Origin of the sequence: Paracoccus cavernae (genome assembly GCF_042430175.1) — a bacterium.
Taxonomy (GTDB): Bacteria; Pseudomonadota; Alphaproteobacteria; order Rhodobacterales; family Rhodobacteraceae; genus Paracoccus; species Paracoccus cavernae.
The window spans coordinates 23,550-47,912 of record NZ_JBHMDZ010000046.1; the positions used below are offsets into that span (position 1 = coordinate 23,550).

22 protein-coding genes are annotated in these 24,363 nt (G+C 64.3%); 9 read left to right on the top strand and 13 right to left on the bottom strand.

Annotation, left to right across the window (positions count from 1 at the left end; all coding sequences use genetic code 11):
- Positions 1 to 84: 84 nt before the first annotated feature.
- The 5 genes from ACFFUC_RS15365 to ACFFUC_RS15385 all read left to right on the top strand — a co-directional run bounded on the left by ACFFUC_RS15365 (position 85) and on the right by ACFFUC_RS15385 (position 5,497).
- Positions 85 to 1,584: a CoA-acylating methylmalonate-semialdehyde dehydrogenase gene (locus ACFFUC_RS15365; RefSeq protein WP_377687715.1), complete on the top strand. Its 1,500-nt coding sequence runs from the start codon at positions 85 to 87 to the stop codon at positions 1,582 to 1,584.
- Positions 1,585 to 1,859: 275 nt separating this feature from the next.
- Positions 1,860 to 3,005 (top strand): acyl-CoA dehydrogenase family protein, encoded by a 1,146-nt coding sequence (locus tag ACFFUC_RS15370; protein ID WP_377687716.1) that lies wholly within the window; start codon positions 1,860 to 1,862, stop codon positions 3,003 to 3,005.
- Between the two features lies 1 nt (position 3,006).
- Positions 3,007 to 4,008 (top strand): enoyl-CoA hydratase/isomerase family protein, encoded by a 1,002-nt coding sequence (locus tag ACFFUC_RS15375; protein ID WP_377687717.1) that lies wholly within the window; start codon positions 3,007 to 3,009, stop codon positions 4,006 to 4,008.
- Between the two features lies 1 nt (position 4,009).
- Complete coding sequence (gene mmsB, locus ACFFUC_RS15380; protein WP_377687719.1) at positions 4,010 to 4,882, top strand: 3-hydroxyisobutyrate dehydrogenase; 873 nt, start codon at positions 4,010 to 4,012, stop codon at positions 4,880 to 4,882.
- Between the two features lie 132 nt (positions 4,883 to 5,014).
- A complete protein-coding gene (locus ACFFUC_RS15385) occupies positions 5,015 to 5,497 on the top strand; it encodes a hypothetical protein (protein ID WP_377687720.1) in 483 nt (160 codons plus the stop codon).
- A 29-nt stretch (positions 5,498 to 5,526) separates the two neighbouring features.
- On the opposite strand, the gene recN is transcribed toward ACFFUC_RS15385, so the two are convergent.
- The 13 genes from recN to ACFFUC_RS15450 all read right to left on the bottom strand — a co-directional run bounded on the left by recN (position 5,527) and on the right by ACFFUC_RS15450 (position 19,968).
- Positions 5,527 to 7,170 carry a DNA repair protein RecN gene (gene recN, locus ACFFUC_RS15390; RefSeq protein WP_377687721.1) on the bottom strand — a complete coding sequence of 548 codons (1,644 nt, stop codon included), beginning with the start codon at positions 7,168 to 7,170 and terminating at the stop codon, positions 5,527 to 5,529.
- A gap of 6 nt (positions 7,171 to 7,176) precedes the next feature.
- Complete coding sequence (locus ACFFUC_RS15395; protein ID WP_377687722.1) at positions 7,177 to 8,025, bottom strand: outer membrane protein assembly factor BamD; 849 nt, start codon at positions 8,023 to 8,025, stop codon at positions 7,177 to 7,179.
- 140 nt (positions 8,026 to 8,165) lie between these two features.
- The gene (lpxC, locus tag ACFFUC_RS15400) at positions 8,166 to 9,092 is read right to left on the bottom strand and encodes a UDP-3-O-acyl-N-acetylglucosamine deacetylase (protein WP_377687723.1); all 927 of its coding nucleotides are present in this window, start codon (positions 9,090 to 9,092) and stop codon (positions 8,166 to 8,168) included.
- Positions 9,093 to 9,327: 235 nt separating this feature from the next.
- Entirely contained in the window at positions 9,328 to 10,968 is a 1,641-nt protein-coding gene (gene ftsZ, locus ACFFUC_RS15405) for a cell division protein FtsZ (RefSeq protein ID WP_377687724.1), read from the bottom strand.
- 221 nt (positions 10,969 to 11,189) lie between these two features.
- Positions 11,190 to 12,524 carry a cell division protein FtsA gene (gene ftsA / locus ACFFUC_RS15410; protein WP_377687725.1) on the bottom strand — a complete coding sequence of 445 codons (1,335 nt, stop codon included), beginning with the start codon at positions 12,522 to 12,524 and terminating at the stop codon, positions 11,190 to 11,192.
- Between the two features lie 39 nt (positions 12,525 to 12,563).
- Complete coding sequence (locus ACFFUC_RS15415; protein WP_377687726.1) at positions 12,564 to 13,619, bottom strand: cell division protein FtsQ/DivIB; 1,056 nt, start codon at positions 13,617 to 13,619, stop codon at positions 12,564 to 12,566.
- Entirely contained in the window at positions 13,607 to 14,530 is a 924-nt protein-coding gene (locus ACFFUC_RS15420) for a D-alanine--D-alanine ligase (RefSeq protein ID WP_377687727.1), read from the bottom strand. The genes ACFFUC_RS15415 and ACFFUC_RS15420 overlap by 13 nt, the downstream gene beginning before the upstream one ends.
- Positions 14,531 to 14,671: 141 nt before the next feature.
- Positions 14,672 to 15,592, bottom strand: coding sequence for a UDP-N-acetylmuramate dehydrogenase (gene murB, locus ACFFUC_RS15425; RefSeq protein WP_377687847.1), 921 nt, complete (start codon positions 15,590 to 15,592; stop codon positions 14,672 to 14,674).
- Between the two features lie 72 nt (positions 15,593 to 15,664).
- A complete protein-coding gene (locus tag ACFFUC_RS15430; RefSeq protein WP_377687728.1) occupies positions 15,665 to 15,961 on the bottom strand; it encodes a hypothetical protein in 297 nt (98 codons plus the stop codon).
- Positions 15,962 to 15,986: 25 nt separating this feature from the next.
- The gene (locus ACFFUC_RS15435; protein WP_377687729.1) at positions 15,987 to 16,292 is read right to left on the bottom strand and encodes a DUF2484 family protein; all 306 of its coding nucleotides are present in this window, start codon (positions 16,290 to 16,292) and stop codon (positions 15,987 to 15,989) included.
- A complete protein-coding gene (murC, locus tag ACFFUC_RS15440; protein WP_377687730.1) occupies positions 16,289 to 17,716 on the bottom strand; it encodes a UDP-N-acetylmuramate--L-alanine ligase in 1,428 nt (475 codons plus the stop codon). The genes ACFFUC_RS15435 and murC overlap by 4 nt, the downstream gene beginning before the upstream one ends.
- Positions 17,713 to 18,801, bottom strand: coding sequence for a UDP-N-acetylglucosamine--N-acetylmuramyl-(pentapeptide) pyrophosphoryl-undecaprenol N-acetylglucosamine transferase (locus ACFFUC_RS15445; RefSeq protein ID WP_377687731.1), 1,089 nt, complete (start codon positions 18,799 to 18,801; stop codon positions 17,713 to 17,715). Before ACFFUC_RS15445 ends, murC begins: the two co-directional genes overlap by 4 nt.
- On the bottom strand, positions 18,802 to 19,968 hold the full coding sequence (locus ACFFUC_RS15450) for a peptidoglycan glycosyltransferase FtsW (RefSeq protein ID WP_377687732.1): 1,167 nt from the start codon (positions 19,966 to 19,968) through the stop codon (positions 18,802 to 18,804).
- A 393-nt stretch (positions 19,969 to 20,361) separates the two neighbouring features.
- On the opposite strand from ACFFUC_RS15450, the gene ACFFUC_RS15455 reads away from it, so the two are divergent.
- The 4 genes from ACFFUC_RS15455 (at position 20,362) to ACFFUC_RS15470 (ending at position 24,293) form a co-directional block, all read left to right on the top strand.
- Complete coding sequence (locus ACFFUC_RS15455; protein WP_377687733.1) at positions 20,362 to 21,225, top strand: ATPase; 864 nt, start codon at positions 20,362 to 20,364, stop codon at positions 21,223 to 21,225.
- Positions 21,225 to 22,151: a homoserine O-succinyltransferase gene (locus ACFFUC_RS15460; protein ID WP_377687734.1), complete on the top strand. Its 927-nt coding sequence runs from the start codon at positions 21,225 to 21,227 to the stop codon at positions 22,149 to 22,151. Before ACFFUC_RS15455 ends, ACFFUC_RS15460 begins: the two co-directional genes overlap by 1 nt.
- A gap of 53 nt (positions 22,152 to 22,204) precedes the next feature.
- On the top strand, positions 22,205 to 23,074 hold the full coding sequence (gene ppk2, locus ACFFUC_RS15465; RefSeq protein ID WP_377687848.1) for a polyphosphate kinase 2: 870 nt from the start codon (positions 22,205 to 22,207) through the stop codon (positions 23,072 to 23,074).
- 178 nt (positions 23,075 to 23,252) lie between these two features.
- Positions 23,253 to 24,293, top strand: a complete 1,041-nt coding sequence (locus ACFFUC_RS15470; RefSeq protein ID WP_377687735.1) for an ABC transporter substrate-binding protein — start codon at positions 23,253 to 23,255, stop codon at positions 24,291 to 24,293.
- Positions 24,294 to 24,363: the final 70 nt, after the last annotated feature.

Consider the following 24,363-nt stretch of genomic DNA (forward strand, 5'->3'; position numbering starts at 1 on the left):
TTTTGCCAGCCTTCCTCTTTTCGCAGCAGTTGCGCAAGGCTATCCTTTGGACAACTTTGGAACAGACACCTTTGGGAGGATGCGATGGAAGAGCTTTATCACTGGATCGACGGCAAGGAAGTCAAAGGGACGACGGGCCGTTTCAGCGACGTCTACAACCCCGCCACCGGCGAGATCATCGCCCGCGTGCCGCTGGCCTCGCCGGCAGAGCTCGACGCCGCCATCGCCAGCGCCGAAAAAGCGCAAATCGGCTGGGCCGCGACCAACCCGCAGCGCCGCGCCCGCGTCATGATGAAATTCGGCGATCTCATCAACGCCAATATGGACAAACTGGCCGAGCTGGTCAGCCGCGAGCATGGCAAGACCCTGCCCGACGCACGCGGCGACGTGCAGCGCGGTCTTGAAGTGATCGAAGTCTGCATGGGCGCGCCCGCGATGCTCAAGGGCGAGTTCACCGATAACGCCGGTCCGGGGATCGACCTTTATTCGATGCGCCAGCCGCTGGGTGTGGTCGCGGCGATCACCCCCTTCAACTTCCCCGCGATGATCCCGCTGTGGAAAATGGGTCCGGCGCTTTCGGCCGGCAACGCCATGATCCTCAAACCCTCCGAGCGCGTGCCCTCGACCGCGCTGATGCTTGCGAAACTGGCGCAGGAAGCCGGTCTGCCGGACGGCGTGCTTCAGGTCATGAACGGCGACAAAGAGGCGGTCGATACCCTGCTCGACCATCCCACCATCCAGGCTCTGGGCTTCGTCGGCTCGACCCCGATCGCGCAATATATCTATGGCCGCGCGGCAACCAACGGCAAACGCGCCCAGTGCTTCGGCGGCGCGAAGAACCACATGCTGATCATGCCCGATGCCGATCTCGACAAGGCGGCGGATGCGCTGATCGGTGCGGGCTTCGGCGCGGCGGGCGAACGCTGCATGGCGATCTCGGTCGCGGTTCCGGTCGGCGATGCAACGGCCGATGCGCTGATCGAGCGCCTGATCCCGCGCATCGAAAAGCTCAAGGTCGGCCCCTATACCGCCGGCAATGACGTCGATTTCGGCCCCGTCATCACCGCCGCCGCGAAAAGCCGCATCGACGGTCTGGTCAACAAAGGCGTCGAGCAGGGCGCGAAACTCGTGGTCGACGGGCGCAACCTGCGCATCCAGGGCTACGAAAACGGCTTCTTCGTCGGTCCCTCGCTCTTCGACAATGTCACCGCCGACATGGACATCTACAAGGAAGAGATCTTTGGTCCGGTCCTCTCGACCGTGCGCGCGCAATCCTACGAGGAAGCGCTCAAGCTGGTCATGGACAACGACTACGGCAACGGCACGGCCATCTTCACCGCTGACGGCGACACTGCGCGCGATTACGCAAGCCGCGTCAATGTCGGCATGGTCGGCGTCAACTTCCCGATTCCGGTGCCGCTGAGCTACTACACCTTCGGCGGCTGGAAGAAATCGGCCTTCGGCGATCTCAACCAATACGGTCCCGACGCCTTCCGCTTCTACACCAAGACCAAGACCGTCACGACGCGCTGGTTCTCGGGGATCAAGGACGGCGCCAACCTCAACTTCAAAGCGCTCGACTAAGCGCGCCGTCGCATGGGTATTTGGGTGACAGAGAAAGCAGCCTTTCTTCATCACTTAAATACCCCGAACTTCGAAGGGGCAGGTCACGCTGCCCCTTCATCCTTTGACGAGGCGCACACGCAGAGCGCGAAATCGCCGCGATTCACTCGCCCAGAACGGCACAAGCCCGACTTTGCACATCCGGACAAAATGGGGCGCGAGGGGTGACGGGCGGTTGCCCATGATCGCGATTGCGTCGCATAACCGACAAGACGAATTCAACGGAGGAGGGCCGCATGGATTTCGATCTCAACGAAGAGCAGCAGGCCATATTCGAGATGGCGCGGGATTTCGGGGCCGAGCATATCGCCCCCCATGCGCTCGATTGGGAGCGGGCGGGCACCATTCCGCGCGCGCTTTGGCCCGAACTCGGCGCTTTGGGGCTTGGCGGGATCTATGTCGGCGAGGAATACGGCGGCTCGGGGCTGAGCCGGCTTGACGGCACCATCATCTTCGAGGCCCTCGCCATGGCCTGCCCCTCGGTCGCGGCGTTCCTTTCGATCCACAACATGTCGGCGGCGATGATCGACAAATTCGGCTCTGACGAATTGCGCGCGCGTTTTCTGCCCGATATCTGCACCATGACGAAAGTCGCCTCCTACTGTCTGACCGAACCCGGCAGCGGCTCCGATGCAGCGGCACTGCGCAGTCGCGCCGAGGCCGGCCCCGAAGGCTGGCGCGTGAACGGCACCAAGGCCTTCATCTCGGGCGGCAGCTATTCCGATCTTTACGTCACGATGGTCCGCACCGGCGTGGACGGTCCCAAGGGCATCAGCGCTTTGGTGGTCGAGGACGGCGCGCCCGGTCTCAGTTTCGGCGCGCTCGAGCACAAGATGGGCTGGAGGGCGCAGCCGACCTCGCAAGTCCAGTTCGACGACTGTCTTGTGCCCGAGGCCAACCTTCTGGGCAGCGAGGGCAAGGGATTTTCCTATGCGATGGCAGGGCTCGACGGCGGGCGGCTCAATATCTCGGCAACGGCTCTGGGCGGCGCGCAGGCGGCCTTCGACGCGACCCTGCGCTATATGGGCGAGCGGCGCGCTTTCGGGCAAAGCCTCGACCAGTTTCAGGCCCTCCAGTTCCGTCTTGCAGAGATGGAGACCGCGCTGCAGGCCGCACGGGTCTTTTTGCATATGGCGGCGGACAAGCTTGACCGCGGCACGGCGGATGCGACGAAATTCTGCGCAATGGCCAAGCTCCATGTGACCGATGCCGCGTTTGATGTCGCCAACCAATGCCTCCAACTGCATGGCGGCTACGGCTATCTCGCCGATTACGGGATCGAGAAAATCGTGCGCGATTTGCGCGTCCACCAGATCCTCGAAGGCACCAATGAAATCATGCGGCTCATCATCGGCCGCGCAGTTTTGAGCGAAAGGGGCTGAGATGAACGACCTCTCGATCCGCAAGGACCGCAAAGCGGGCCGCATCACCTTTACCCGTCCGCAGGCGCTCAATGCGCTGAGCCACGAGATGGCGCTGGCGATCATCGACGCGCTGAGCGACTGGGAGAACGACCCTTCGGTCGCGCTGATCATCATCGATGCCGAGGGCGATCGCGCCTTTTGCGCGGGCGGCGACATCGCGGCGGTCTATCAGGCCGGCAAAGCGGGCGACCACAGCGTGGGTCAGGTCTTTTTCGCCGATGAATACCGCATGAACGGCATGCTCGCCGATTATCCCAAGCCGGTCGTGGCCTTCATGCAGGGCTTCGTCATGGGTGGCGGCGTCGGCGTTGGCGGCCATGTCGCTCACCGCGTCGTCGGCGACAGCACGCAGGTCGCCATGCCCGAGACCGGCATCGGCCTTGTTCCCGATGTCGGCGGCAGCTGGCTGCTGGCGCGTGCGCCGGGCCGGATCGGCGAATATCTCGGCCTGACGGGCGGACGGATGGATGCGGGCGACGCGATCCATGCGGGCTTTGCCGATTTCTACCTGCCCGAGGCGGAATGGCCCGCCATGATCGACAAGCTTGCCGAAAGCGGCGATGCGTCCCTGCTCAAGGGCCGCCCCGCCCCGCATTCGGCTTTGGCCGACCGCGACCTATCGGCATTTGGCGGCCGCAGCGTCGCCGATATTGTCAAGGCGCTCGAGGCTGCGGACAATCAGGAGGCACTCAAGCCCCTGCGCCGCAACTCGCCTTTGTCGATGGCCGCGACTTTGGCGATGGTGCGGGCGGCGCGCGGCGACCAGCGCATGCAGGAATCGATCAGCCGCGAATACCGTTTCACCTATCGCGCCACCGCAGAGAGCGATTTTATCGAAGGGGTGCGCGCCCAGATCATCGACAAGGACCGCAACCCGCAATGGCAGGCCGATGCAAGCCCCGCCAAGGTCGAGGCGATGCTCGCATCGCTCGGGAGCAACGAATTGGCATGGGAGCAGTAAGATGAAGATCGGGTTTATCGGACTGGGAAATATGGGCGGGCCGATGGCTGCCAATCTCGCGAAAGCGGGCCATGAGGTCGCGGGCTTCGACCTGTTCGCGCCGATGCCCGAGGGCGTCGCCAAAGCCGCCAGCGCAGCCGAGGCCGTCGCGGGCGCGGATGTCGCGATCACCATGCTCCCCAATGGCGCGATCCTGCGCAGTGTCGCCGACGAGATCGTCCCCGCGATGGCGGCTGGTGCGGTTTTCTGCGACTGCTCGACCGTCGATGTCGCCAGCGCCCGCGCCGTGGCCGAACAGGCCGATGCCACGGGGCTCGGTGCGCTTGATGCGCCGGTTTCGGGCGGGATCGGGGGTGCTTCGGCCGGCACGTTGACCTTCATGGTCGGCGGTTCGGATGCGGCCTATGCCAAGGTTCTGCCGCTCTTCGAGATCATGGGCCAGAAATCCGTCCATTGCGGCGCCTCGGGGGCCGGTCAGGCCGCCAAGATCTGCAACAACATGATCCTCGGCGTCACCATGATCGCGACCTGCGAGGCGTTTGCGCTGGCCGACAAGCTGGGCCTCGATCGCGGCAAGATGTTCGATGTCGTCTCGACCTCGTCGGGCTACAGTTGGTCGATGAATGCCTATTGCCCCGCGCCGGGTGTCGGGCCGAACTCGCCCGCGGATAACGGCTACAAGCCTGGTTTCGCATCCGAACTGATGCTCAAGGACCTGCGCCTGTCGCAGCAAGCCGCGCAGGATGCCGATGCCGACACGCCGATGGGCAAGCTGGCAACCGCGCTTTACGGCAATTTTGTCGAGGACGAGGACGGCAAGGGGCGCGACTTCTCGGCCATGCTGCCGCGGTTCGCCAAACGCCATCGCGTGTGATTTCGGCAACAGTTTCTCCCTTAACCGCTTTTGGCGGAAACCCGGGACAAATCTGACGGGTTGGATCTAATACGGCGTCCCCGTGATGCCGTATTCCTTTTTGTTCCGTAACAAACAGCACGCTCCAACCCGATGGCACCGTCTCTTATCAAAGCCTGCGTCCGCTTGGTTTTTGCCAGCTCTTTCGTTTTGGTCCTGGCCGTATTCGGCACCAGAACGGATTCGCAGGCACAAAACGTCGCAAAGCAGAGCCTGCCGCAGGCGCATGACAGCGGGCGGCAGTCGCAGAGCGGTGCTGCAGAGGCGCGCGCCCTGTGGACCAGCCTGCACGGCCCCTCCGGACAGGCACATGGCACCATGCAGGGCTCGGCGGCAATGACGGGCAAGGCCGCGTTCCGGACCGACCGCGCTGTGGCGAGCTGTGCCAAATTGCGCGTGGGTGCCGAGGTCGACACCCAGCGTCTCCACGTCGTGACCCGCCCCGGCCTTTACGGCATCGGGGCCGCGCCACGCGGCAGCTCTTATGGAATCGTTGACGGTCGTCTGGTGCGCTTCGACCCCGATACGATGCGCGTGCAATCGGTGGTGCGCAGGGTCGAAGCCATTCTCGACTAGGCCCCGCATCGCGCCCCGAGAGCCGGATCTCAGCCCTTGAGCAGCGCGCGGGCCGCATCTTTGGCGGCATCGGTAATCTCTTCGCCCGCAAGCATCCGCGCCAGCTCCTCGACCCGCTCTTCGGCATCGAGCGCCGCGACTTTCGAGGTGGTCATGCCCTTGGCGACCGATTTCGCGACGCGGAAATGATGGCTGCCCAAAGCCGCGACCTGCGGCGAATGGGTCACGACCAGCACCTGCGCATCGCCTGCCAGCTTGGCCAACCTGCGCCCGACCGCATCGGCGGTCGCGCCGCCGACACCACGGTCGATCTCGTCGAAAATCAGGACCAGAGCCTCGTTGCCGCGCGCAAGACTGACCTTGAGCGCCAGCAGGAAGCGCGAGAGCTCCCCGCCCGAAGCGATCCGGTCGAGCGGACCCGAGGGCGCGCCGGGGTTGGTCGCAACCGTAAAGGTCACGGCATCGCGCCCGTCGGGACCGGCCTCTCCGGCTTCGACGCGGGTCTCGAAAACCGCGCGCTCCATCTTGAGGGGCGCAAGCTCGGCCGCCATGGCCTCGTCGAGCAGCTTGGCACCCGCACGACGCTTGGCCGTCAGACGCTCGGCCTCGCGCTCGAAATCCGCCTCGGCCAGCGACAAGGCACCCTGCAGCCGCGCCAGATCCCCCTCGCCCGCATCAAGCGCGGCAAGGCGTTGGCGCAGGGCATCGGCCAGCCCCGCCAGATCATCGGCCAGAACGTCGTGCTTGCGCGCAAGCGCCCGCAGAGCAAAGAGCCGCTCTTCGGTCAGCTCCAGATCGCGGGGGTCGAAATCCATCGCGTTCAGCGCGGCCTCGACACCGGCGCTGGCATCGCCAAGCTCAATCAGCGCGCGTTGTAGCGCGGCGGCCGGTGCCTCGAGCGTACCCTCGGCGCGATCGGCCGCGGATTCGAGCCAGCGGTTGGCGTCCAGCATCGCGCCCTCGGCCCCGTCCGGCCCCAAGGCCTGCAAGGCGCGCGCAACATCGACGCGGATCTTTTCGGCGCCCTGCATGGCGCGGCGGCGGATGTCGAGCTCGGCCTCTTCGCCGGGCTTGGGGTCGAGCTTGTCGAGCTCGGCCACGGCATGGCGCAGGAATTCTTCCTCGCCGCGTGCGGCGGCAAGGCGGGCCTCTGCGGCCTCGAGCGCGGCACCGGCCTCGCGGCGGACCACCCAGGCGCGGCGCGAGGCCGAAAGATCGACCGCCGCGAAAGCATCCAGCAACGCACGGTGGCCGCGCGGGTTGAGCAGACCGCGATCATCATGCTGGCCGTGAAGCTCGACCAGCGTTTCCGAGAGCGCGCGCAGCACCTCGCCCGAGGCGCGGCGGTCGTTGATCCATGCGGTCTTGCGGCCCTCGGACTGGTTGACGCGGCGCAGGATCAGCTCGTCGCCGACGGGAATGCCCGCCTCTTCGAGAACCGCTCGGCCCGGATGGGATGCGGGCAGATCGAACACCGCCGTGACCTCGCCTTGTGCCGCGCCCGCGCGCACCAGATCGGCGCGCCCGCGCCAACCCAGCACGAAACCCAAACAGTCGAGCAAAATGGATTTGCCCGCGCCGGTCTCGCCGGTCAACACGTTGAGACCGGGATGGAAATCGAGTTCCAGCCGGTCGATCAACAAGACATCGCGGATATCAAGATGCCGCAGCATCGGGGCTTACAGCCACTTGCCTTGAATGACCTGACGATAGACGTTCGTCAGCCAGCTGTTGCCCGCAGCGACAGGTTCGAGCCCGCGCGCGTGAAGCTGGTTATAGGCGTCCTGATAGAAGGGCGAGGACTGGAAGTTGTGACCAAGGATCGCACCCGCCGTCTGGGCCTGATCATTCATGCCAAGCGCCAGATAGGCCTCGGTCAGGCGCAGCAGGGCCTCGGGGGTCTGGGTCGTGGTCTGGTATTCCTCGACGACGACGCGGAAGCGGTTGATCGCCGCGGTGTAATGGCCGCGCTTGAGGTAGTAGCGCCCGATCTCCATTTCCTTTGCCGCAAGGTGGTCGAAGGCAAGGTCGAATTTGAGAATCGCCGAACGCGCATATTCGCTGTCGGGATATTCCTCGATGACTTCGCGCAGGGATTGGAGCGACTGGAAGGTCAGGCCCTGGTCGCGGCCGACATCGTCGATCTGGTCGTAATAGCTCAGCGCCAGCAGATATTTCGCGTAAGCCGCATCCTCGTCACCCGGATAGGTGTCGATGAAGCGCTGCGCCGCGCCGCGGGCGTCTTCGTATTCGCGGGCACGGTGATAGCTGTAGGCCTGCATGATCAGGGCGCGCTTGGCCCATTCCGAATAGGGATAGAGACGCTCGACCTCGCCGAAGTAATGCACGGCATCCTTCGGCTTCTTGTTGTTCTCGAGCTCGAATTCGCCGCGCTTGTAGATCTGCTCGGCGGTGAAGCTCTCGAGTGATTCGGTCTTGCTGGCGCTGCTCTCTTTCGAGCAACCGGCAAGCAGGGCCACGGAGAGTGCCATTGCAACCAAGGAACCCGCCGATCTGAAACCTGCCATCATGTCCTGCCTGTCAGAATCCATTAACTCACCAATGGCCGACGGCCACAGCGCCGATCTCCTAGCACAGAAAATCCGGCTGCGCAAAATGCCAAAGCATTCCAAAGGAGGTGTTTTCCATCGATTGGTCTGGCAATCGCTTACGCGACCGCCAGTTCACCAACCCGCGGGGCCTGACGAAAGACGCCTGCGCCCGGAAGACGCTTGTGCTGACCCTCGGTCAAAGTGACCCATTCCCAAGCGTCCGGCGCGGCGAAAAGCGCACGCAGAAGCTTGTTGGTCATGGCATGGCCGGCGCGGTGGCCCGTATAGCGCGCCAGCAGCGGCGCACCGGCCAGCGCGAGATCGCCGACGGCATCGAGCATCTTGTGGCGCACGGCCTCGTCCTGATGGCGCAGGCCGCCGGGCGAGAGCACTTTGTCGCCGTCGATCACAACTGCGTTCATGAAGGTACCGCCGAGGGCGAGGCCCGATTTCTGCATCGTCTCGACGTCCGAGAGGCGGCAGAAGGTGCGGCTGTCCATCAATTCGCGCACGAAAGCGCCATTGGCCATGTTCAGGCTTTTTTCCTGATGACCGATCGCGGCATCGGTGAAGTCGATGTCGAAATGGATCTCGAGGTTGTCGGCCGGCGAAAGGCGGGCAAAGCCTTCGCCGTGATGGACCTCGACCGTGCGCAGAACGCGGATGGCGCGCAGCGGCGCGGCTTGCGCACGCACTCCGACCTCTTCGATACCCGCCACGAATTGCGCGGCCGAACCATCGAGGATCGGCACTTCGGGGCCGTTGATCTCGATCAGGGCATTGGTGATGCCCAGGCCCGAAAGCGCGGCCATGACATGTTCGATGGTCGAGATGGTAACCCCGTCCTCGCCCTCGAGCAGCGTGCAGAGCTGCGAAGGCTTGACCAGATCCCAACGGGCCGGAATGCGCAGACCGCCAAGGTCGGTGCGCGAAAAGACGATGCCATGATCCACGGGCGCAGGCAGAATCGCCAAGCGCACGGCTGCACCGGAATGCAGGCCGACACCGCGGAACTGAGCTTTGCGTGCAATCGTGTATTGCATGATAACCGCCGAATTTCTCTGTCTCACTCCGGCGGCAGGACGATCCTGTGCCGGTATGATCTCAGTTAGGCATGGGGCGGTCAGGTCTCAATTAACGAATTATGACTCGATGTAACAATCGGACTGCATTCCTGACATAACCTTGCCGATGGAAAACAAACCTTTGATTTCAAAATGAAAAAGGGCCGCTTGGCGGCCCCTTCCCTCTTATGACTGTCGCGATTTCGTGATCGGATCAGTTTGCCTGACGACGCAGGAAAGCCGGGATTTCGACACGGTCATCGGCGCGATCAGGGCTGGCCAGATCCTCGAATCCGGCGTCGAAACCGCTTTTCTGGCGGCTGGCGACACGCTCGCTGACGCGTTCGGCGATCGAGCTCGGCGCGGGTTTTTCCTGCGGCTGCTCCTGACCACCGGCCATACGTTCGATCATGCGGCCGAGGCCCGCCATACGGCCCATGCCGCGGGCGCTTTCGGGCTGCGGCGCCGGAGCGGCTGCGCGCGGCTGAGGCGCACGCTCGGCCGGAGCCTGCTGCGTGGCACGGCGCATGCGGTCGAGCACTTCCGGCGAGGGCGAGCCTGCCGTCGGGCTCGGCGCGCGGCGCGGAGCGGTGAAATCGGCCGCATCGCCGGTCAGCGGATCGGCTGCCGGACGGCGCTGCTCGACCGGACGATAGGCCGGTGCGGGCATATCCTCGGCCGGAACCTCGGACGCATACTCGTTCGTCTGCGGACGCGGGCTCGGGGCTGCGACCGGCGCATGGCTTGCTTCGGGCGCTGCGCGACGCGGGGGCGGCGGCAGGTCGTCTTCGTCAACCATCGGCGCGGCGGCGGGCTTTTGCGCGACCGGCGGGTTCTGGGTCAGCGGCTCGCGCAGGCTGCGGCGCTGCGGGTCCGAGGCCAGCATGTCTGCCGAGTCGATGCCGGTTGCGACGACCGAAACGCGGATCGAACCGTCGAGGCTCGGGTCCAGCGTCGAGCCGACGATGATATTGGCTTCGGGATCGACTTTCTCGCGGATCTTCTCGGCGGCTTCGTCCATCTCGAACAGGGTGAGGTCGTAGCCACCCGTGATGTTGATGAGCACGCCTTTCGCGCCTTGGAGGCTGATTTCGTCCAGCAGCGGGTTCGCGATCGCCTTTTCGGCTGCCTGAACGGCACGGTTCTCGCCCGAGGCTTCGCCCGCACCCATCATCGCCTTGCCCATCTCGTCCATGACCGAGCGGACGTCGGCGAAGTCGAGGTTGATCAGGCCCGGGCGGACCATCAGGTCGGTCACGCCTTTGACGCCCTGATAGAGCACGTCGTCGGCCATGGCGAAGGCTTCGGTGAAGGTGGTTTTTTCGTTGGCCAGACGGAAGAGGTTCTGGTTCGGGATAATGATCAGCGTGTCGACGACCTTCTGCAGGGCCTCGATGCCCTCGTTGGCCTGACGCATGCGCTTGGCACCTTCGAACTGGAAGGGCTTGGTGACGACGCCGACGGTCAGGATGCCCATTTCACGGGCGGCCTGCGCGATGATCGGGGCCGCGCCGGTACCGGTGCCGCCGCCCATGCCGGCGGTGATGAAGCACATATGCGCGCCCATCAGGTGGTCGACGATGTCTTCGATGGTTTCTTCGGCGGCTTTCGCGCCGATCGAGGGCTTCGCACCTGCGCCCAGACCTTCGGTCACCCGCGGGCCAAGCTGGATGCGCTGTTCGGCGCGCGACTGGTGGAGTGCCTGTGCATCGGTATTGGCGACGACGAACTCAACACCATCGAGCTGCTTTTCGATCATGTTATTGACGGCATTGCCGCCCGCACCACCGACGCCGAATACGGTGATCCGCGGCGACAGTTCCTGATCTTCGTTCAGCATCAGATTAAGGTTCATTGCTCGACTGCCTTTGCCTGTTACGCCGGGCAATGCGGGCCACCCGGACGAATCCCCCGTTTATTAGCGACAAGCCTACCCAGAAACTTGGCAAGCGTCACCCGAAAAACACAGTTATCATACAAAATGTCGCGCAAGCAATGTTCCGACTCGGCGGTATATTGCTCATGCAACTTCATATGGTGGGAAACCTCCCACCAGCCACCTTCTGTCGTGGTCGCTTACCAGTTGTTTTTAAACCAACGATAGGCGCGGCGCAGCGAGCGGGCCGGATAACTTTCCGCAGGCATTTCAAAGTCCCACCACTCGTCTTGCGGATGAGCGGTCAGCAGCGCGAGACCGATTGCCGAGGCAAATCCCGGTGCGGTTGCGGAATGCGCGAGGCCTTGAATGCGCAGAGGACGGCCGATGCGGACGTTCTGGCCCAGCATCCGGCTGGCCAAAACATCGAGGCCGGGGATCTGGCTGCCGCCGCCGGTCAGCACGATCTGGCGCGAGGGCAGATGGTCGAAGCCCGAAGCATCGAGAATCGCGCGCACCTCTTCGAGGATTTCCTCGACACGCGGACGCATGATGCCGATCAGGTCGGCGCGGCTCACGGTGCGGCGGTCGCGCTCCCAATCGCCGGTCTCGCCGCCCAGCTCGATCATCTCGGAATCGTCGCGCCCCGTGGCTTCGAGCCCGCCGTGGAGCGTCTTGATGCGCTCGGCGACCTGATGGGGCACGCGCAGGCCCTTGGCGATATCGGTGGTGATCAGATCGCCCCCGATCCGCGTCGCATCGGCGAAGATCATGTGCTTGCGGATGAAGACCGAAACGCCGGTCACGCCGCCGCCGAGGTCGATACAGGCCGCGCCGAGCTCCTGCTCGTCCTCCACCAGCGAGGCGAGCCCGCTGACATAGGAGGCCGAGGCCACCCCCGCCAGCTCCAGATCGCAGCGGCGGATACATTGCACGAGATTGCTCGCGGCATCGCCGTCGATCGTCAGCACATGCATGTCGCAGGCCAGTTTCGCGCCGGAATGTTCGCGCGGATCCATCAGCCCCGAACGGGCATCAACCGCGAAATTCACGGGTTGCGCATGGAGAACCTCGCGACCGCGACCGAAATCGGGCACGTCGCAAGAGGCCAGAACCCCCGCGACATCCTGCTCGGTGACCTTGCCGTTATTGATGACGATCTCGCCCGCCAGACCGTAAGAGGCAGGCCGCGCGCCCGAGATGCAGGCGATGACGTGATCGACGCGCACCCCCGCGATCTTCTGCGCCGATTGCACGACGGTGCGGATGGCGCGTTCGGTCTCGGCCATGGTCTCGATCTCGCCGAAACGCATCCCGCGCGAGCGGGTGGTGGCGGCACCGATGACGCGGAAGTTGGACTGGCCCGCCATCGGACCCACACCGTCGGTCTCGCGGAACTGGCCGGGGCCGTCGAATTGCAGGATCAGACAGGCGATTTTCGAAGATCCGATATCGAGCACCGCGATCACACCGCGTTGCATCGCCTGACGCCGCATGTTCCGCATGGCGCGCTGGCCTTGATACAGGTCCTTCATTGCCCTTCTGCTCCCTCAACAAAGTGTTTTTATAAAATTTTATCCGTTTTTCTTCTTGGCAGGCGGCGCGGCTTTCGCGGCCTTTTCCTTCTCTGCCTTCTTGATTGCCTCGGGGTCGAGCGGCTGGCCGTCCTGGCCCAGTTCGACCTGACCGCGTGCGCGGCGAATGGCGTTTTGTGCGTCCAGACCAATGCGCACCGAGGGACGCCCCTCGGAGCGCATGTCGACGACCGCGACATCGCGACCCAGAACATCCTGCGCCTTGTCGAGCGCGATCACCCGCTCCAGCGCCGGCAGCGGGCCGTCAACCGGCAGCATGATGCGCTGGCCGCGATCGAGAACGAGATCCCAGCGGCGCTCTCCGACCCGCTCCAGCCCGCGCATGCGGGGCAGGATGGGACCGGCTGCGTCCAGCAGCAGCATCGCTTCGGCGGCGGCTTTGTCGGCCCCCTCGCCCGCGATCATCGGCAGGTCCTTGCGGACATCGCGCGAGGTCGCCGAGGCGACGCGGTGGCCGGTCTTGTCCAGAAGCTCGATCCCGCGCGAATGGCGCCACAGCACCACCGGCACACGCTCGGTCACGACGGCGGTCAGAACGCCGCCGGGCTGGATGCGCAGCTCGACCGATTCGACCGCATCGAGCTTGAGCACGCGGGCCCGGAGCGCCTCGAGGTCGATGTCGAAGCTCGAAGCCGGCAGCGTCACCGGCAGCATGGCGCGCAGGCCCTTGTCGACGACAGGCGACGCGCCCTCGATCGACATGTCATGGACCATGAATTCTTCGCGGTTCTGGATCTTTTCGATCACGCCCGTGATGCCGCCCGAAAGCTGGGCGCGACGGGTCTCGTCGGACAGCCAGATGCCGATGGTCAGCGCGATCAGAAAGCCCGGCAGACCGACATGCATTATCTTGCGGACGAAGGGCGTCAGCCACATCCGGTGCAGTCGGTAAGCCAGCCGCGACGGCGCCGGATCGCGGCGCGGGGCGTTGCGGCTCTGGCCCTGAGGTTGCGGGCGCATCGGCGCATTGCGCGCGGGCGTCGGCCGGCTGCCGAAACCCGAAGTGCCACGCTGCTCGGGAGTTACGCCGAACATAGCGCCTCCTCGACGATCCAGCGGCACAATTCGGGGAAGCTGATCCCGAGATGGGCGGCCTGTTCGGGTGCAAGCGAGGTCGGCGTCATGCCAGGCTGGGTATTGGTTTCCAGCAGGATCAGCCCGTCAAGGCCGCGGCTGTCGTCCCAACGAAAATCGGTGCGCGACAGCCCCTTGCAGCCAAGCGCCGCATGGGCGCGGACCGCGAAGTCCAGGCAGGCGTTGGTGATCTCGGCGGGAATGTCGGCGGGAACCACATGGCTCGAGCCGCCGACGGAATATTTGGCGTTGTAGTCGTACCAGCCCGTCGTCTTGATCTCGGTCACGGCCAAAGCGCGATCGCCCATCACGGCGACCGTCAGCTCGCGGCCCGGCGCATAGGTCTCGACCATGACGCGGGCGGGCATCTCGTCGGACAGCTGCGGCGGGCCGTTCGCGGCCTCGTGCACGATATAGACCCCGACAGAGGAGCCTTCGTCATTGGGTTTCACGACATAGGGCGGCGGCAGAAGATGGCCCCGACGCACCGCATCGCGGTCTGCGATCAGGCTTTCGACGACCGGCAGACCGGCCTGACGGAACACCTCTTTGGTGCGGCTTTTGTCCATCGCCAAAGCCGAGGCGAGAACGCCGGAATGGGTATAACGGCAGCCCAGCCATTCAAGCATGCCCTGAACGCAGCCATCCTCGCCGAATCGGCCGTGCAATGCGTTGAAGCAGATGTCGGGCCGCACCGCAGCCAGCTGCGCAGGCAGATCCTTGCCCGCGTCAATTTCGGTGACCTCATACCCCGCCTGCCGCAGCGCCTTCGCGCATTCACGTCCCGACGACAAAGACACCTCGCGCTCGGCCGAGGGCCCTCCCATCAGAACAGCGACTTTCGGGGCCGTCCTGCTCGACTCGCCCGCCACGTCTTGCCTTTCATCCTGTTTAATCAGGATTTTCTGAAATAGGCGCAGACCCTGCCGCGGTAGATTCCGCGATCATGCCTGCGTTTTTAGATAGTAGCCGTAAAGCCTTTGCCGCAAAAGACCTTTTTCATACAAAATGACCTAACCGGCGGGGCTTGGCTCACCAATCCGGATGACTTCCCACTGCAGTTCGAGACCCGCGCTGGCGCGCACGCGCTCGCGCACCAATTCGCCCAGTGATTCGAGATCGGCGGCGGTCGCATTTTCCGCATTGATGAGGAAGTTCGGGTGCTTCTCGCTCATCATCGCGCCGCCCAGACGGTAGCCGCGCAGGCCTGCGGCATCGATCAGCGACCAGGCCTTGAGCTCGTGGGTGTCGTCCGCGCGTCCGGTCGAGGAAAAGCCCGCCGGATTGCGGAAGGTTGAGCCAGCGGTGCGGTCCTTGGTCGGCTGGCTCGCGTCGCGACGCGCCAGCTGGTCCTCCATCTTCGCATGAAGCGCGGCGGGATCGCCCTTTTCGGCGCGAAAGACCGCGCGGGTCAGCACCCAACCCTCGGGCAGGTTCGAGTGGCGATAGCCGAAGCCCATGTCTTCACAGGACAAAACGACCTCGCGCCCGTCGCGGGTGACGGCATGGACCTCGAGCAGATGGTCGGCGACATAGCTGCCGTAGCACCCCGCATTCATCCGCACCGCCCCGCCGATCGCGCCGGGAATCGTGCGCAGGAAGGTCAGGTCTAGCCCCTGATCGGCCGCTTTGCGCGCGACATGGGCATCAAGCGCCGCCGCGCCCGCCGTGACGCGCTCGCCGTCGAAGGCAATCTCGTTGAAGCCGCGTCCGAGCCGGATCACCACCCCCCTGATCCCGCCGTCGCGCACGATCAGATTCGAGCCGACCCCGATCGGAAAGACCGGAACGGAAGGATCGAGACCGCCAAGAAATGCCACGAGATCCGCGCAATCGGCAGGCTGGAACAGCCAATCGGCCGGCCCGCCTACGCGCAGCCAGGTCAGATCGGACAAAGGACGGTCGGCGGTCAGCGCACCGCGGGGCGTGGGCATATCGGTCATGGAGAGCGCCTTAACATGTTCGCGGACAGATCAGAAGCGAAAGGAACGTCGTGAAAAGGACCTCTAGCCCGCGCGCCGGATCATGGCGCGTGCCATCGCGAGCAACCCCGCGCCAAGCCCGCCCAGAATGGCTGCGAAGGCCAGCAGGACGACGAGCAGGAACCAGAGCGAGAGGCCGAAATGGTCAAGAAGCCCCGTCGCGAAATAAAGCCAGATCCCGAAGAGCAAAAGCACGATCCCCGCGCAGAGTCCGTTGACCACGCTCCAGTCGCGCTCGGCGATTGCGCGCAGCAAAAGCGCGCCAACCTGCCAGGCCACAAAAAGCGTCGCGATGGTGATCAGGGGGAAAAGGCGGTCCAAGCGGGATGTCCGGCGGGCAAGGAGATCACTCCGCCGCGGTCGGCGGGACGGAATGGGCGCGGGCATAGGCCTCGCGGCGGCGGCGCCACGCGTCGAGCGGCTGCCAGACCAGAACCGAAAGGCCGAGCGCGAAGGCCAGAACCCCCGGCCCCGGCCCCCAGACAAAGGTCATCCAGCCAAGCGCCGGCACGCCGAGCGCGACGACGACCCAAAAAGCCGTCGCCCGCCACCGCAGACGCAGGAAAGGCACGAGGCTTGCGGCAACGGCCCAGATCACGACCATGAGCAGCGCGGCTTCGCCCGCATAGGGCTGGGCGGCCAGCGCCGTCACGCAGCTTTCTCCTGCAGCAGTTGCGGAAGATTATTGGCCCAGGTCGAGATCGTCCCCGCACCGAGGCAGACCACCATATCGCCCGGACGCGCCTGTTCGCGCACGAGGCGGGCAAGGTCGGTTTCGCTGATCACGGCACGGGCATGGCGGTGACCGTGGGCAATCAGACCGGCAACGAGATCGTCGCGGCTTGCTCCCGGAATGGGGTCTTCGCCTGCTGAATAAACCTCGGCGATGGCCACGACATCGGCTTCGTTGAAGCAGGTGCAGAAATCCTCGAAGAGGTTGGAAAGCCGCGTATAGCGGTGGGGCTGGTGCACCGCGATGACGCGGCCCTTGGTCGCCTGACGCGCGGCTTTGAGCACGGCCGCGATCTCGACCGGATGGTGGCCGTAATCGTCGATGATGGTAACGCCGTCGACTTCGCCCACGCGGGTAAAGCGGCGGCCGACGCCCGCGAATTTCGCCAGAGCGTCGCGGATTTCGGAGCGTTTCATGCCCAGATGGCGCGCGACCGCAACCGCCGCCAGCGCATTCGAGACGTTGTGGTCGCCCGGCATCGGCAGGGTACAGCCCTCGATCAGCGGGATCTCTCCGTCATTGAGCGCGGCCTCGCCCTGAAGCGCGATGTCGAAATGCGCGATCCCGTCCTCGTAACGCAGGTTGATCGCGCGCACATCGGCTTGGGCATTGAAGCCGAAGGTGCGGACGCGGCGGTCGGTCAGTTTGCCGACCAGAGCCTGCACCTCCGCATGGTCGGTGCAGCAGACCGCGAGACCGTAGAACGGGATGTTCGACACGAAGTCGAGGAAGCCCTTGCGCAAAGCGTCGAAGCTGCCCCAATGCTCCATATGCTCGGGGTCGATATTGGTCACAATCGCGATAGTGGCGGGCAGGCGGTTGAACGAGCCGTCCGATTCGTCGGCCTCGACCACCATCCATTCGCCCGCACCGGCCCGCGCATTCGAGCCGTAGGCATGGATCACGCCGCCGTTGATCACGGTCGGATCGATTCCGCCCGCATCCAGCAAAGTCGCGACCATCGTGGTCGTCGTGGTCTTGCCGTGGGTGCCGGCAATCGCGACATTCGACTTGAGGCGCATGAGCTCCGCCAGCATCTCGGCACGGCGCACGACCGGCAGGCCGCGACGGCGCGCTTCCTCGAGCTCGGGGTTGCCCTTTTTGATCGCGGTCGAGATGACGACGACGCCGGCTTCGCCAATGTTGTCAGCGCTTTGGCCTTCAAAGATGGTCGCGCCGAGCCCCTCGAGCCGGTCGGTGATCTTGGAGCGTTTGGAATCCGAGCCCTGCACGCGATAGCCAAGGGTGATCAACACCTCGGCAATGCCCGACATCCCGATGCCGCCAATCCCGACGAAGTGGATCGGCCCGAGTTCGCCGGGAAGTTTCGTTGCTGCATTCATCTGCCAAGTTCCGTCACTAAATCTGCAAGGCGGGTCGCCGCATCGGGGCGCCCGAGAGAAAGGGCCCCGGCGGCCATTTGGGTGGCGCGGCCCTCATCGGAAAGGATCGACCGGATGTCGCGGTTCAGGCTCTCGGCGTCAAGCACCGATTCAGGCAGGACCACGGCGGCCCCCGCCTCGGCCAGAGCCCGCGAATTCGCGGTTTGGTGGTCGCCGGTGGCGGCCGCGAAGGGGATGAGGATCGAGGGCCGCCCGATCGCGGTGATATCGGCGATCGAGGATGCGCCCGAGCGGCTGACGACCAGCTGGCAGGCCTCGAGCCGTTCGGGGACATCATCGAAGAAGGGCTTCACCTCGGCGTCGATACCGGCCGCGAGATAGGTTTCCCCGACGCGCGCGGCATCTTCGGGGCGGGCCTGATGGCTGATGCGCAGTCGGGCACGCAGATCGTCGGGCAGAGCCGCAATCGCCTCGGGGACGATATCCGAGAGAACGCGCGCGCCCTGGCTGCCGCCGATCACGAGAATGCGCAGCAGCCCCTCGGGGGGGGGCGCATGATAGGGCGCACCGGCAAGGGCAAGCACATTGGCGCGGATCGGATTGCCGGTATGGACGCCTTTGGCGCCCTTGGGCAGGTCGGTCGGCCAGATGCCGCAGGCGACCAGATCGACGCGCGAGGCAAAGGCGCGGTTCACGCGGCCCATGACGCCGTTGGCTTCGTGGATCATGCGCGGAATGCCCAGCGTCAGCGCCGCCGACATCGCGGGAATGGTCGGATAACCGCCGAAACCCACCACGATCGCCGGCCTGTCGGCCTTCATGTTGGCGCGCGCCGCCATGACGCCCGCCGCGATGCGGAAGGGCACGCCCAGCTTTGCCGCCGCGCCGCCGCGCGCCGTGGTCGCGGATTTGACGACCTCGCGCACCACCTCGGCGGGGAAGGCCCCCGCATAGCGCGCACCGCGGTCATCGGTCGAAAGCTTCACCCGCCAGCCGCGCGCCAGAAGCACCTCGGCGAGGGCCTGTGCGGGAAACATATGGCCGCCGGTTCCTCCGGCGGCGATCAGACACAAGGGTGCCGGCATTTAGTGACCTCGTCCAAGAACGTCGCTGATTTCGCCCTGGGGCCGCGTCCGGGTCAGCGCAAGCAGCATCCCGATCGCAATGCCCGAGGCGATCACCGACGAGCCGCCGTAGCTGACGAAGGGCAGCGTCATCCCCTTCGCGGGCAAAAGCCGCACGGCGACACCCATATTGATCAACGCCTGCACGCCGAAGGCACAGGCAAGGCCGGTCCCTGCGACACGCACGAAAGGATCGCGCTCGCGCGTCAGGCGGTTGAGCGAGCGCACGACAATCGTGCCGTAAAGCGCCAGAATCGCCAGCACCATGATCAGCCCGTATTCCTCGGCGGCGACCGCGATGATGAAATCGGTATGCGCATCGGGCAGCGACCATTTCACCGAGCCTTCGCCCACGCCCACGCCGAAGAAGCCGCCCTCCTGAATGGCGTTGGTCGCATAGCCGAGCTGGGTGCGCGGATCGACCTCGGCCGCAAGAAAGCCGTCGATGCGGCGGGCGAAGTGGTCCGAGGCCTCATAGGCGAAGACTCCGCCGATCAGCGTAGCCCCCATGACGCCGAGCAACAGCATGAGCGGCGCGCCGGCCACGAAATACATCACGCACCACGAAAACAGCACCAGCGACGCCTGCCCGAAGTCGGGCTGGAGCGCGAGCAACAGCACCACGGTAAAGGCCACGACGAAGGAGTAAATCTTGCCCGGAGGCCCGCCCAGCTCGTCCGCCGCCGCGATGAACCATGCGCATAGCGCGACGAAGCAGGGCTTGAGAAACTCGGACGGCTGGATCGACATCCCGCCCGGCAAGCGCAGCCAACGCACCGCGCCCTTGCCGAAATCCGTGCCGATCATCGGCAAAAGCATGATCGCGATCATGGCGAAGGCAAAGCCGATCACGCCCCAGCGCCGCACCTGTCGGGGCGACATCATCGACACGATCAGCATCACGAAAAGCGCCATGGCCCCGAAGACCGCCTGTCGCGTAACGTAATAGAACTGCGGAAGATTGTTCTTCTCGGCCAGCGGCACCGAAGCGGCCAGACCAAGCAGGAGCCCCATTGCAAAGAGCCCCAGAACACAGGCCAGCGACCACCGGTCTACGGTGCGCCACCAGCGTGGAAGAATTGGATCACCTGCCCGAACGGGCGTGGTCCCAAAGACCATCTCGGTCATGGAGGATACCGCCGTCACTGCCTCTGTTTCGCCCGTTTGCCGGGTCTGAGGGCAAGCATAACGTGGAAGTGGCCGCCGTGCTACAGGTGATTTTAGTTTTGCCGAAAATGGCCATGCGGGTTTGACAAGCCTCCGGGGCGGGCCTAGCAACATCGCCTCGCTATTTGCGCGATTTGCATATTGCGGCACACAAATGGTTGCGCAGGGGGCAGGATCTGCCCCGACGGCAAGCACGACCGCCCAGCAGCCCCTCCGTGCCGCCCACGTCCCCCTTTCTTCTTGCCCGCGAGGCGACTACCTATCCGTGACGCCATTGCGGCTGCATCCGGCCCCGACCGGCGCGCATCGCCGCACGACAATGACCGACAGGACAAGACCGCCAAGGGGGCATGCATGATTTACAAGACCGGCACGGAATGGCTGGCCGCACCGCACAAGCGCGTGCTGTTTTTCGGCATGTCCGGCTTGGGCAAGACCTATCTTGCCGCCATGCTGCGCGGCTCGGGCGAGTGGTTCCATTACTCGATCGATTACCGCATCGGCACGCGCTACATGGGCGAGCTGATCGCCGACAACTTCAAGCGAGAAGCGATGAAGGTCCCTTTCCTGCGCGAATTGCTGCTGTCGGATTCGGTTTATATCGGCTCGAATATCGCCTTCGAGAATCTCGCGCCGCTGTCGACCTATCTCGGCAAGCCGGGCAGCGAGACCAAGGGCGGCCTGCCCTTTGACGAATATATGCGCCGTCAGAACCAGCACCGCAGCGCCGAAATCGCCGCGCTTCTGGATACGCGCCATTTCATCCAGCGTGCGCGCGAGATCTACAACATCCCGAATTTCGTCTGCGATTCGGGCGGCTCGATCTGCGAGGTCGTCGATCCCGAAGACCCCGAGGATCGCGTGCTCAACGCGCTCGAGTCCGATCTTCTGCTGGTCTGGATCAAGGGCTCCGACGCCCATACCGCAGAACTGGTGCGCCGTTTCGACCGCGCACCGAAGCCGATGTATTACCAGCCGGAGTTCCTCGACCGCGCCTGGACCGACTACCGCCTTGAAAAAGGCCTGACGGAAGACGAGGTAAATCCCGACGACTTCATCCGCTGGACCTATGCCCGCGCCCTTGCCCACCGTCAGCCGCGTTATGCGGGGATGGCGCGGCGCGGCGTCACCATTCTGGCCGAAGAAGTCGCCGAAATCCGCAGCCCGGAGGCGCTTTGCGCGCTGATTGCACGGGCAATCGACCGAAAGGAAAACTGATGCCGATCACGCTTCATGAAGACTTGCCCGCCTACCGCATCCTGTCGGACGAAGGCGTCATGGTCATGTCGCCTGGTCGCGCAGATACCCAGGACATCCGGCCCTTGCGCATCGGCCTGCTGAACCTGATGCCCAAGAAGATTCAGACCGAGAACCAGTTCGCGCGGCTGATCGGGGCGACGCCCCTGCAGATCGACCTGCATCTGATCCGCATGACCAACCACGAGACCAAGAACACCGCCGCCGACCATATGGCCGCTTTCTACCGCCCCTTTTCCGAGGTCGAGGAATCGGGGCTGAAATTCGACGGCCTGGTCATCACCGGTGCCCCGATCGAGCATCTCCCCTTCGAGGAGGTGACCTATTGGGACGAGCTCCAGCGCGTCTTCGAATGGACCCAGACCCATGTGCATTCCACGATGGGCGTCTGCTGGGGCGGCATGGCGATGGCCTGGCACTTCAACCAGTTGCCGAAACATCTGCTGACCGAAAAGGTCTTCGGCTGTTTCCGCCACGACAACCTCGCCCCCGCGAGCCATTTCCTGCGCGGCTTTTCGGACGACATCCTTGTCCCCGTCAGCCGCTGGACCGAGGTGCGCCAATCCGACATCGACCGGATCGACGGGCTGGAGACGCTGGTTTCCTCGCCCCAGTCCGGTCCCTGTCTGGTCGAGGATGCCGGCCACCGCGCGCTCTATGTCTTCAACCATTTCGAATACGACAGCACCACGCTGAAGGACGAATATGATCGTGACGTAGCGGCAGGGAAACCGATCGAGGTCCCCGCGAATTACTACCCCGAGGACGACCCGAGCCGAACGCCCAAGAACCGTTGGCGCAGCCATGCCCATCTGCTCTACGGCAACTGGATCAACGAAATCTACCAGACGACCGCCTTCGACATGGATCTCATCGGGAAAGGGTAAGGATGGCCAAGGACAAGCAGGACAAAGCGGAAACCGGACCGGATGGGCCGGATATGACCTTGCCCTTCGTGGGCGCGATCACCCGCTATCTGGAAAAGGATGCGCCCAAAGAGATGCGCAAACTGATCCGCTCCGCCGATCCCAAGCAGATCCTCGACCCGAGCTTTCCCTATTCCGAAGAGATGAAATCCAAGGAATACGACGCCCATATGGAGGCGCTCCAGATCCAGCTGGTGCGCATGATGTCCTCGATCATCACCACCGGCAAACGTCTGGTCGTGATCTTCGAGGGCCGCGATGCCGCCGGCAAAGGCGGCACGATCGAGCGGGTGCGCGAGAACCTCAACCCGCGCTCGGCCGCGATCGTAGCCCTGCCCAAGCCGACCGAACGCGAGGCGGGGCAATGGTATTTCCAGCGCTATACCGACTGGCTGCCTGCTGCGGGCGAAATCGCGCTTTTCGACCGCAGCTGGTATAACCGCGGCATCATCGAACGCGTCTTCGGCTTTTCGACCGACGAACAGCGCGAGGCCTTTTTCCGCCAGCTCACCCCCTACGAGGAAATGCTGGTCGACGACAAAATCATCTTCGTCAAAATCTGGCTCGATGTCGGACGCGCGGAACAGCTGCGCCGCTTTCTCGAACGCGAAAGCGATCCGCTCAAGCAGTGGAAGCTGAGCACGATGGATGTGCAGGGCCTGTCGAAATGGGACGAATATACCCATGCGATCCGCGACACGCTGGCACGCAGCCACAACAGTTTCGCGCCCTGGACGGTGATCAGGTCCGACGACAAGCGCCGCGCACGGATCGCGGCGATCCAGACCATTCTCCATGCCGTGGATTACGCAGGCAAAGAGCGCGCGGTCATCGGCCATCCCGACGGCCGCATCGCGGGCGGGCCGGAGCTGCTGCAAGGCTGAAACCCGCTCCCCGCCGCGGCGCAGGGTCCCGCACCGGAGAGCCGCCGATCCGCCGGCTAACAGCGAAGTGATGCCCCCCGAGCCTGTCTCTTGGGGCATCTCGCCCCGAAGCCGCTTGCGAGGGGGGCAAGCCCCCGTTAGCGTTTGTCAAATGCGCTTTGCTCTGAAAGGCCCAAGGATGACCTTTTTCCGCTCTACTGCCCTTTTCCTCGCCATGTCGGCTCCGGCCTTCGCGGCCGATCCGGAATTCACGGTCTTCGACTGGGCCGGTTTCGAGGAGCCCTCGATTTTTCAGGGCTATATCGACAAATACGGCCAGTCGCCGACCTATGCCTTCTACGGCGATGACGACGAGGCTTTCCAGAAGCTCGCCTCGGGCTTCAAGGCCGATGTCGCCCATCCTTGCAGCCAGATGGTCTCGAAATACCGCGATGCCGGTCTGATCGAACCGTGGGACACCTCGAAAATTCCCGCTTTCGACACGATCGAGGCGCGCTTCCTTGATTCCGAAGTCTTCAAGGACGATGAGGGCGTCTGGTATATCCCGACCGATTGGGGCGCGACCGCCATCGCCTACAACACCGAAACCGTACCGGCCGAGGATGTCTCGACGCTGCAGGTTTTCGTCGATCCGAAATATCAGGGCCGCACCTCGCTGCCCGACAGCGCGGATGATGTCTGGGCCTTGGCCTATCTCGCGACCGGCACCACCGACTGGACCGATGTCACCGACGAGCAGTTCCAGAAAGCGGCGGACTGGCTGCGTCAGGCGCATCAGAACGTCGCCGCCTATTGGTCGGACCCGTCCGAACAGGCGCAGCTGATGGCTTCGGGCGCGGTCGATATCGCATGGTCGTGGAACGACGGCGTCGTCTATCTGCAAAACGACAACTACCCCGTCGGCTTCGAGCGCGCCCCGAAAGAGGGCTCGTCGATGTTCTTCTGCGGCTATGTGAACCTCAAGAACGGTCCGGGCAAAGAAGACAAGGCCTATGACTACATCAACGCATGGCTCGCGCCTTCCGCCGCCAAGGCGCTGCTCGACACGATCGGCTACGGCCATACCTCGACCGTCGCGATGGATACGATCAAGGACGAGCCCGCGGTGAAAGACGGCCTCTCCGAGACCAACGCCCCGATCCTTTCCCAGACCCCGAACTCGCCCGAGCAGCGTGAACGCCAGCTCGCCGAATTCGAGAAAGTCAAAGCCGGCTTCTGATGAAAGCCCCCTTGCCCGCCCCACCTGCCCCAAGCCAGTCTCGGGTCAGGGGCGGGCTTTCCATTTGCCG

Coding starts and splice junctions, on each gene's coding strand:
- murC (WP_377687730.1), bottom strand. CDS start 17,716: ATGAATGCAGCAACGAAACTTCCCGGCGAACTCGGGCCGATCCACTTC.
- ACFFUC_RS15365 (WP_377687715.1), top strand. CDS start 85: ATGGAAGAGCTTTATCACTGGATCGACGGCAAGGAAGTCAAAGGGACG.
- ACFFUC_RS15470 (WP_377687735.1), top strand. CDS start 23,253: ATGACCTTTTTCCGCTCTACTGCCCTTTTCCTCGCCATGTCGGCTCCG.
- ACFFUC_RS15450 (WP_377687732.1), bottom strand. CDS start 19,968: ATGACCGAGATGGTCTTTGGGACCACGCCCGTTCGGGCAGGTGATCCA.
- lpxC (WP_377687723.1), bottom strand. CDS start 9,092: ATGCAATACACGATTGCACGCAAAGCTCAGTTCCGCGGTGTCGGCCTG.
- ACFFUC_RS15460 (WP_377687734.1), top strand. CDS start 21,225: ATGCCGATCACGCTTCATGAAGACTTGCCCGCCTACCGCATCCTGTCG.
- ftsA (WP_377687725.1), bottom strand. CDS start 12,524: ATGAAGGACCTGTATCAAGGCCAGCGCGCCATGCGGAACATGCGGCGT.
- ftsZ (WP_377687724.1), bottom strand. CDS start 10,968: ATGAACCTTAATCTGATGCTGAACGAAGATCAGGAACTGTCGCCGCGG.
- recN (WP_377687721.1), bottom strand. CDS start 7,170: ATGCTGCGGCATCTTGATATCCGCGATGTCTTGTTGATCGACCGGCTG.
- ppk2 (WP_377687848.1), top strand. CDS start 22,205: ATGACCTTGCCCTTCGTGGGCGCGATCACCCGCTATCTGGAAAAGGAT.
- ACFFUC_RS15375 (WP_377687717.1), top strand. CDS start 3,007: ATGAACGACCTCTCGATCCGCAAGGACCGCAAAGCGGGCCGCATCACC.
- ACFFUC_RS15455 (WP_377687733.1), top strand. CDS start 20,362: ATGATTTACAAGACCGGCACGGAATGGCTGGCCGCACCGCACAAGCGC.
- ACFFUC_RS15415 (WP_377687726.1), bottom strand. CDS start 13,619: ATGTTCGGCGTAACTCCCGAGCAGCGTGGCACTTCGGGTTTCGGCAGC.
- murB (WP_377687847.1), bottom strand. CDS start 15,592: ATGCCCACGCCCCGCGGTGCGCTGACCGCCGACCGTCCTTTGTCCGAT.
- ACFFUC_RS15385 (WP_377687720.1), top strand. CDS start 5,015: ATGGCACCGTCTCTTATCAAAGCCTGCGTCCGCTTGGTTTTTGCCAGC.
- ACFFUC_RS15395 (WP_377687722.1), bottom strand. CDS start 8,025: ATGGCAGGTTTCAGATCGGCGGGTTCCTTGGTTGCAATGGCACTCTCC.
- ACFFUC_RS15370 (WP_377687716.1), top strand. CDS start 1,860: ATGGATTTCGATCTCAACGAAGAGCAGCAGGCCATATTCGAGATGGCG.
- ACFFUC_RS15445 (WP_377687731.1), bottom strand. CDS start 18,801: ATGCCGGCACCCTTGTGTCTGATCGCCGCCGGAGGAACCGGCGGCCAT.
- mmsB (WP_377687719.1), top strand. CDS start 4,010: ATGAAGATCGGGTTTATCGGACTGGGAAATATGGGCGGGCCGATGGCT.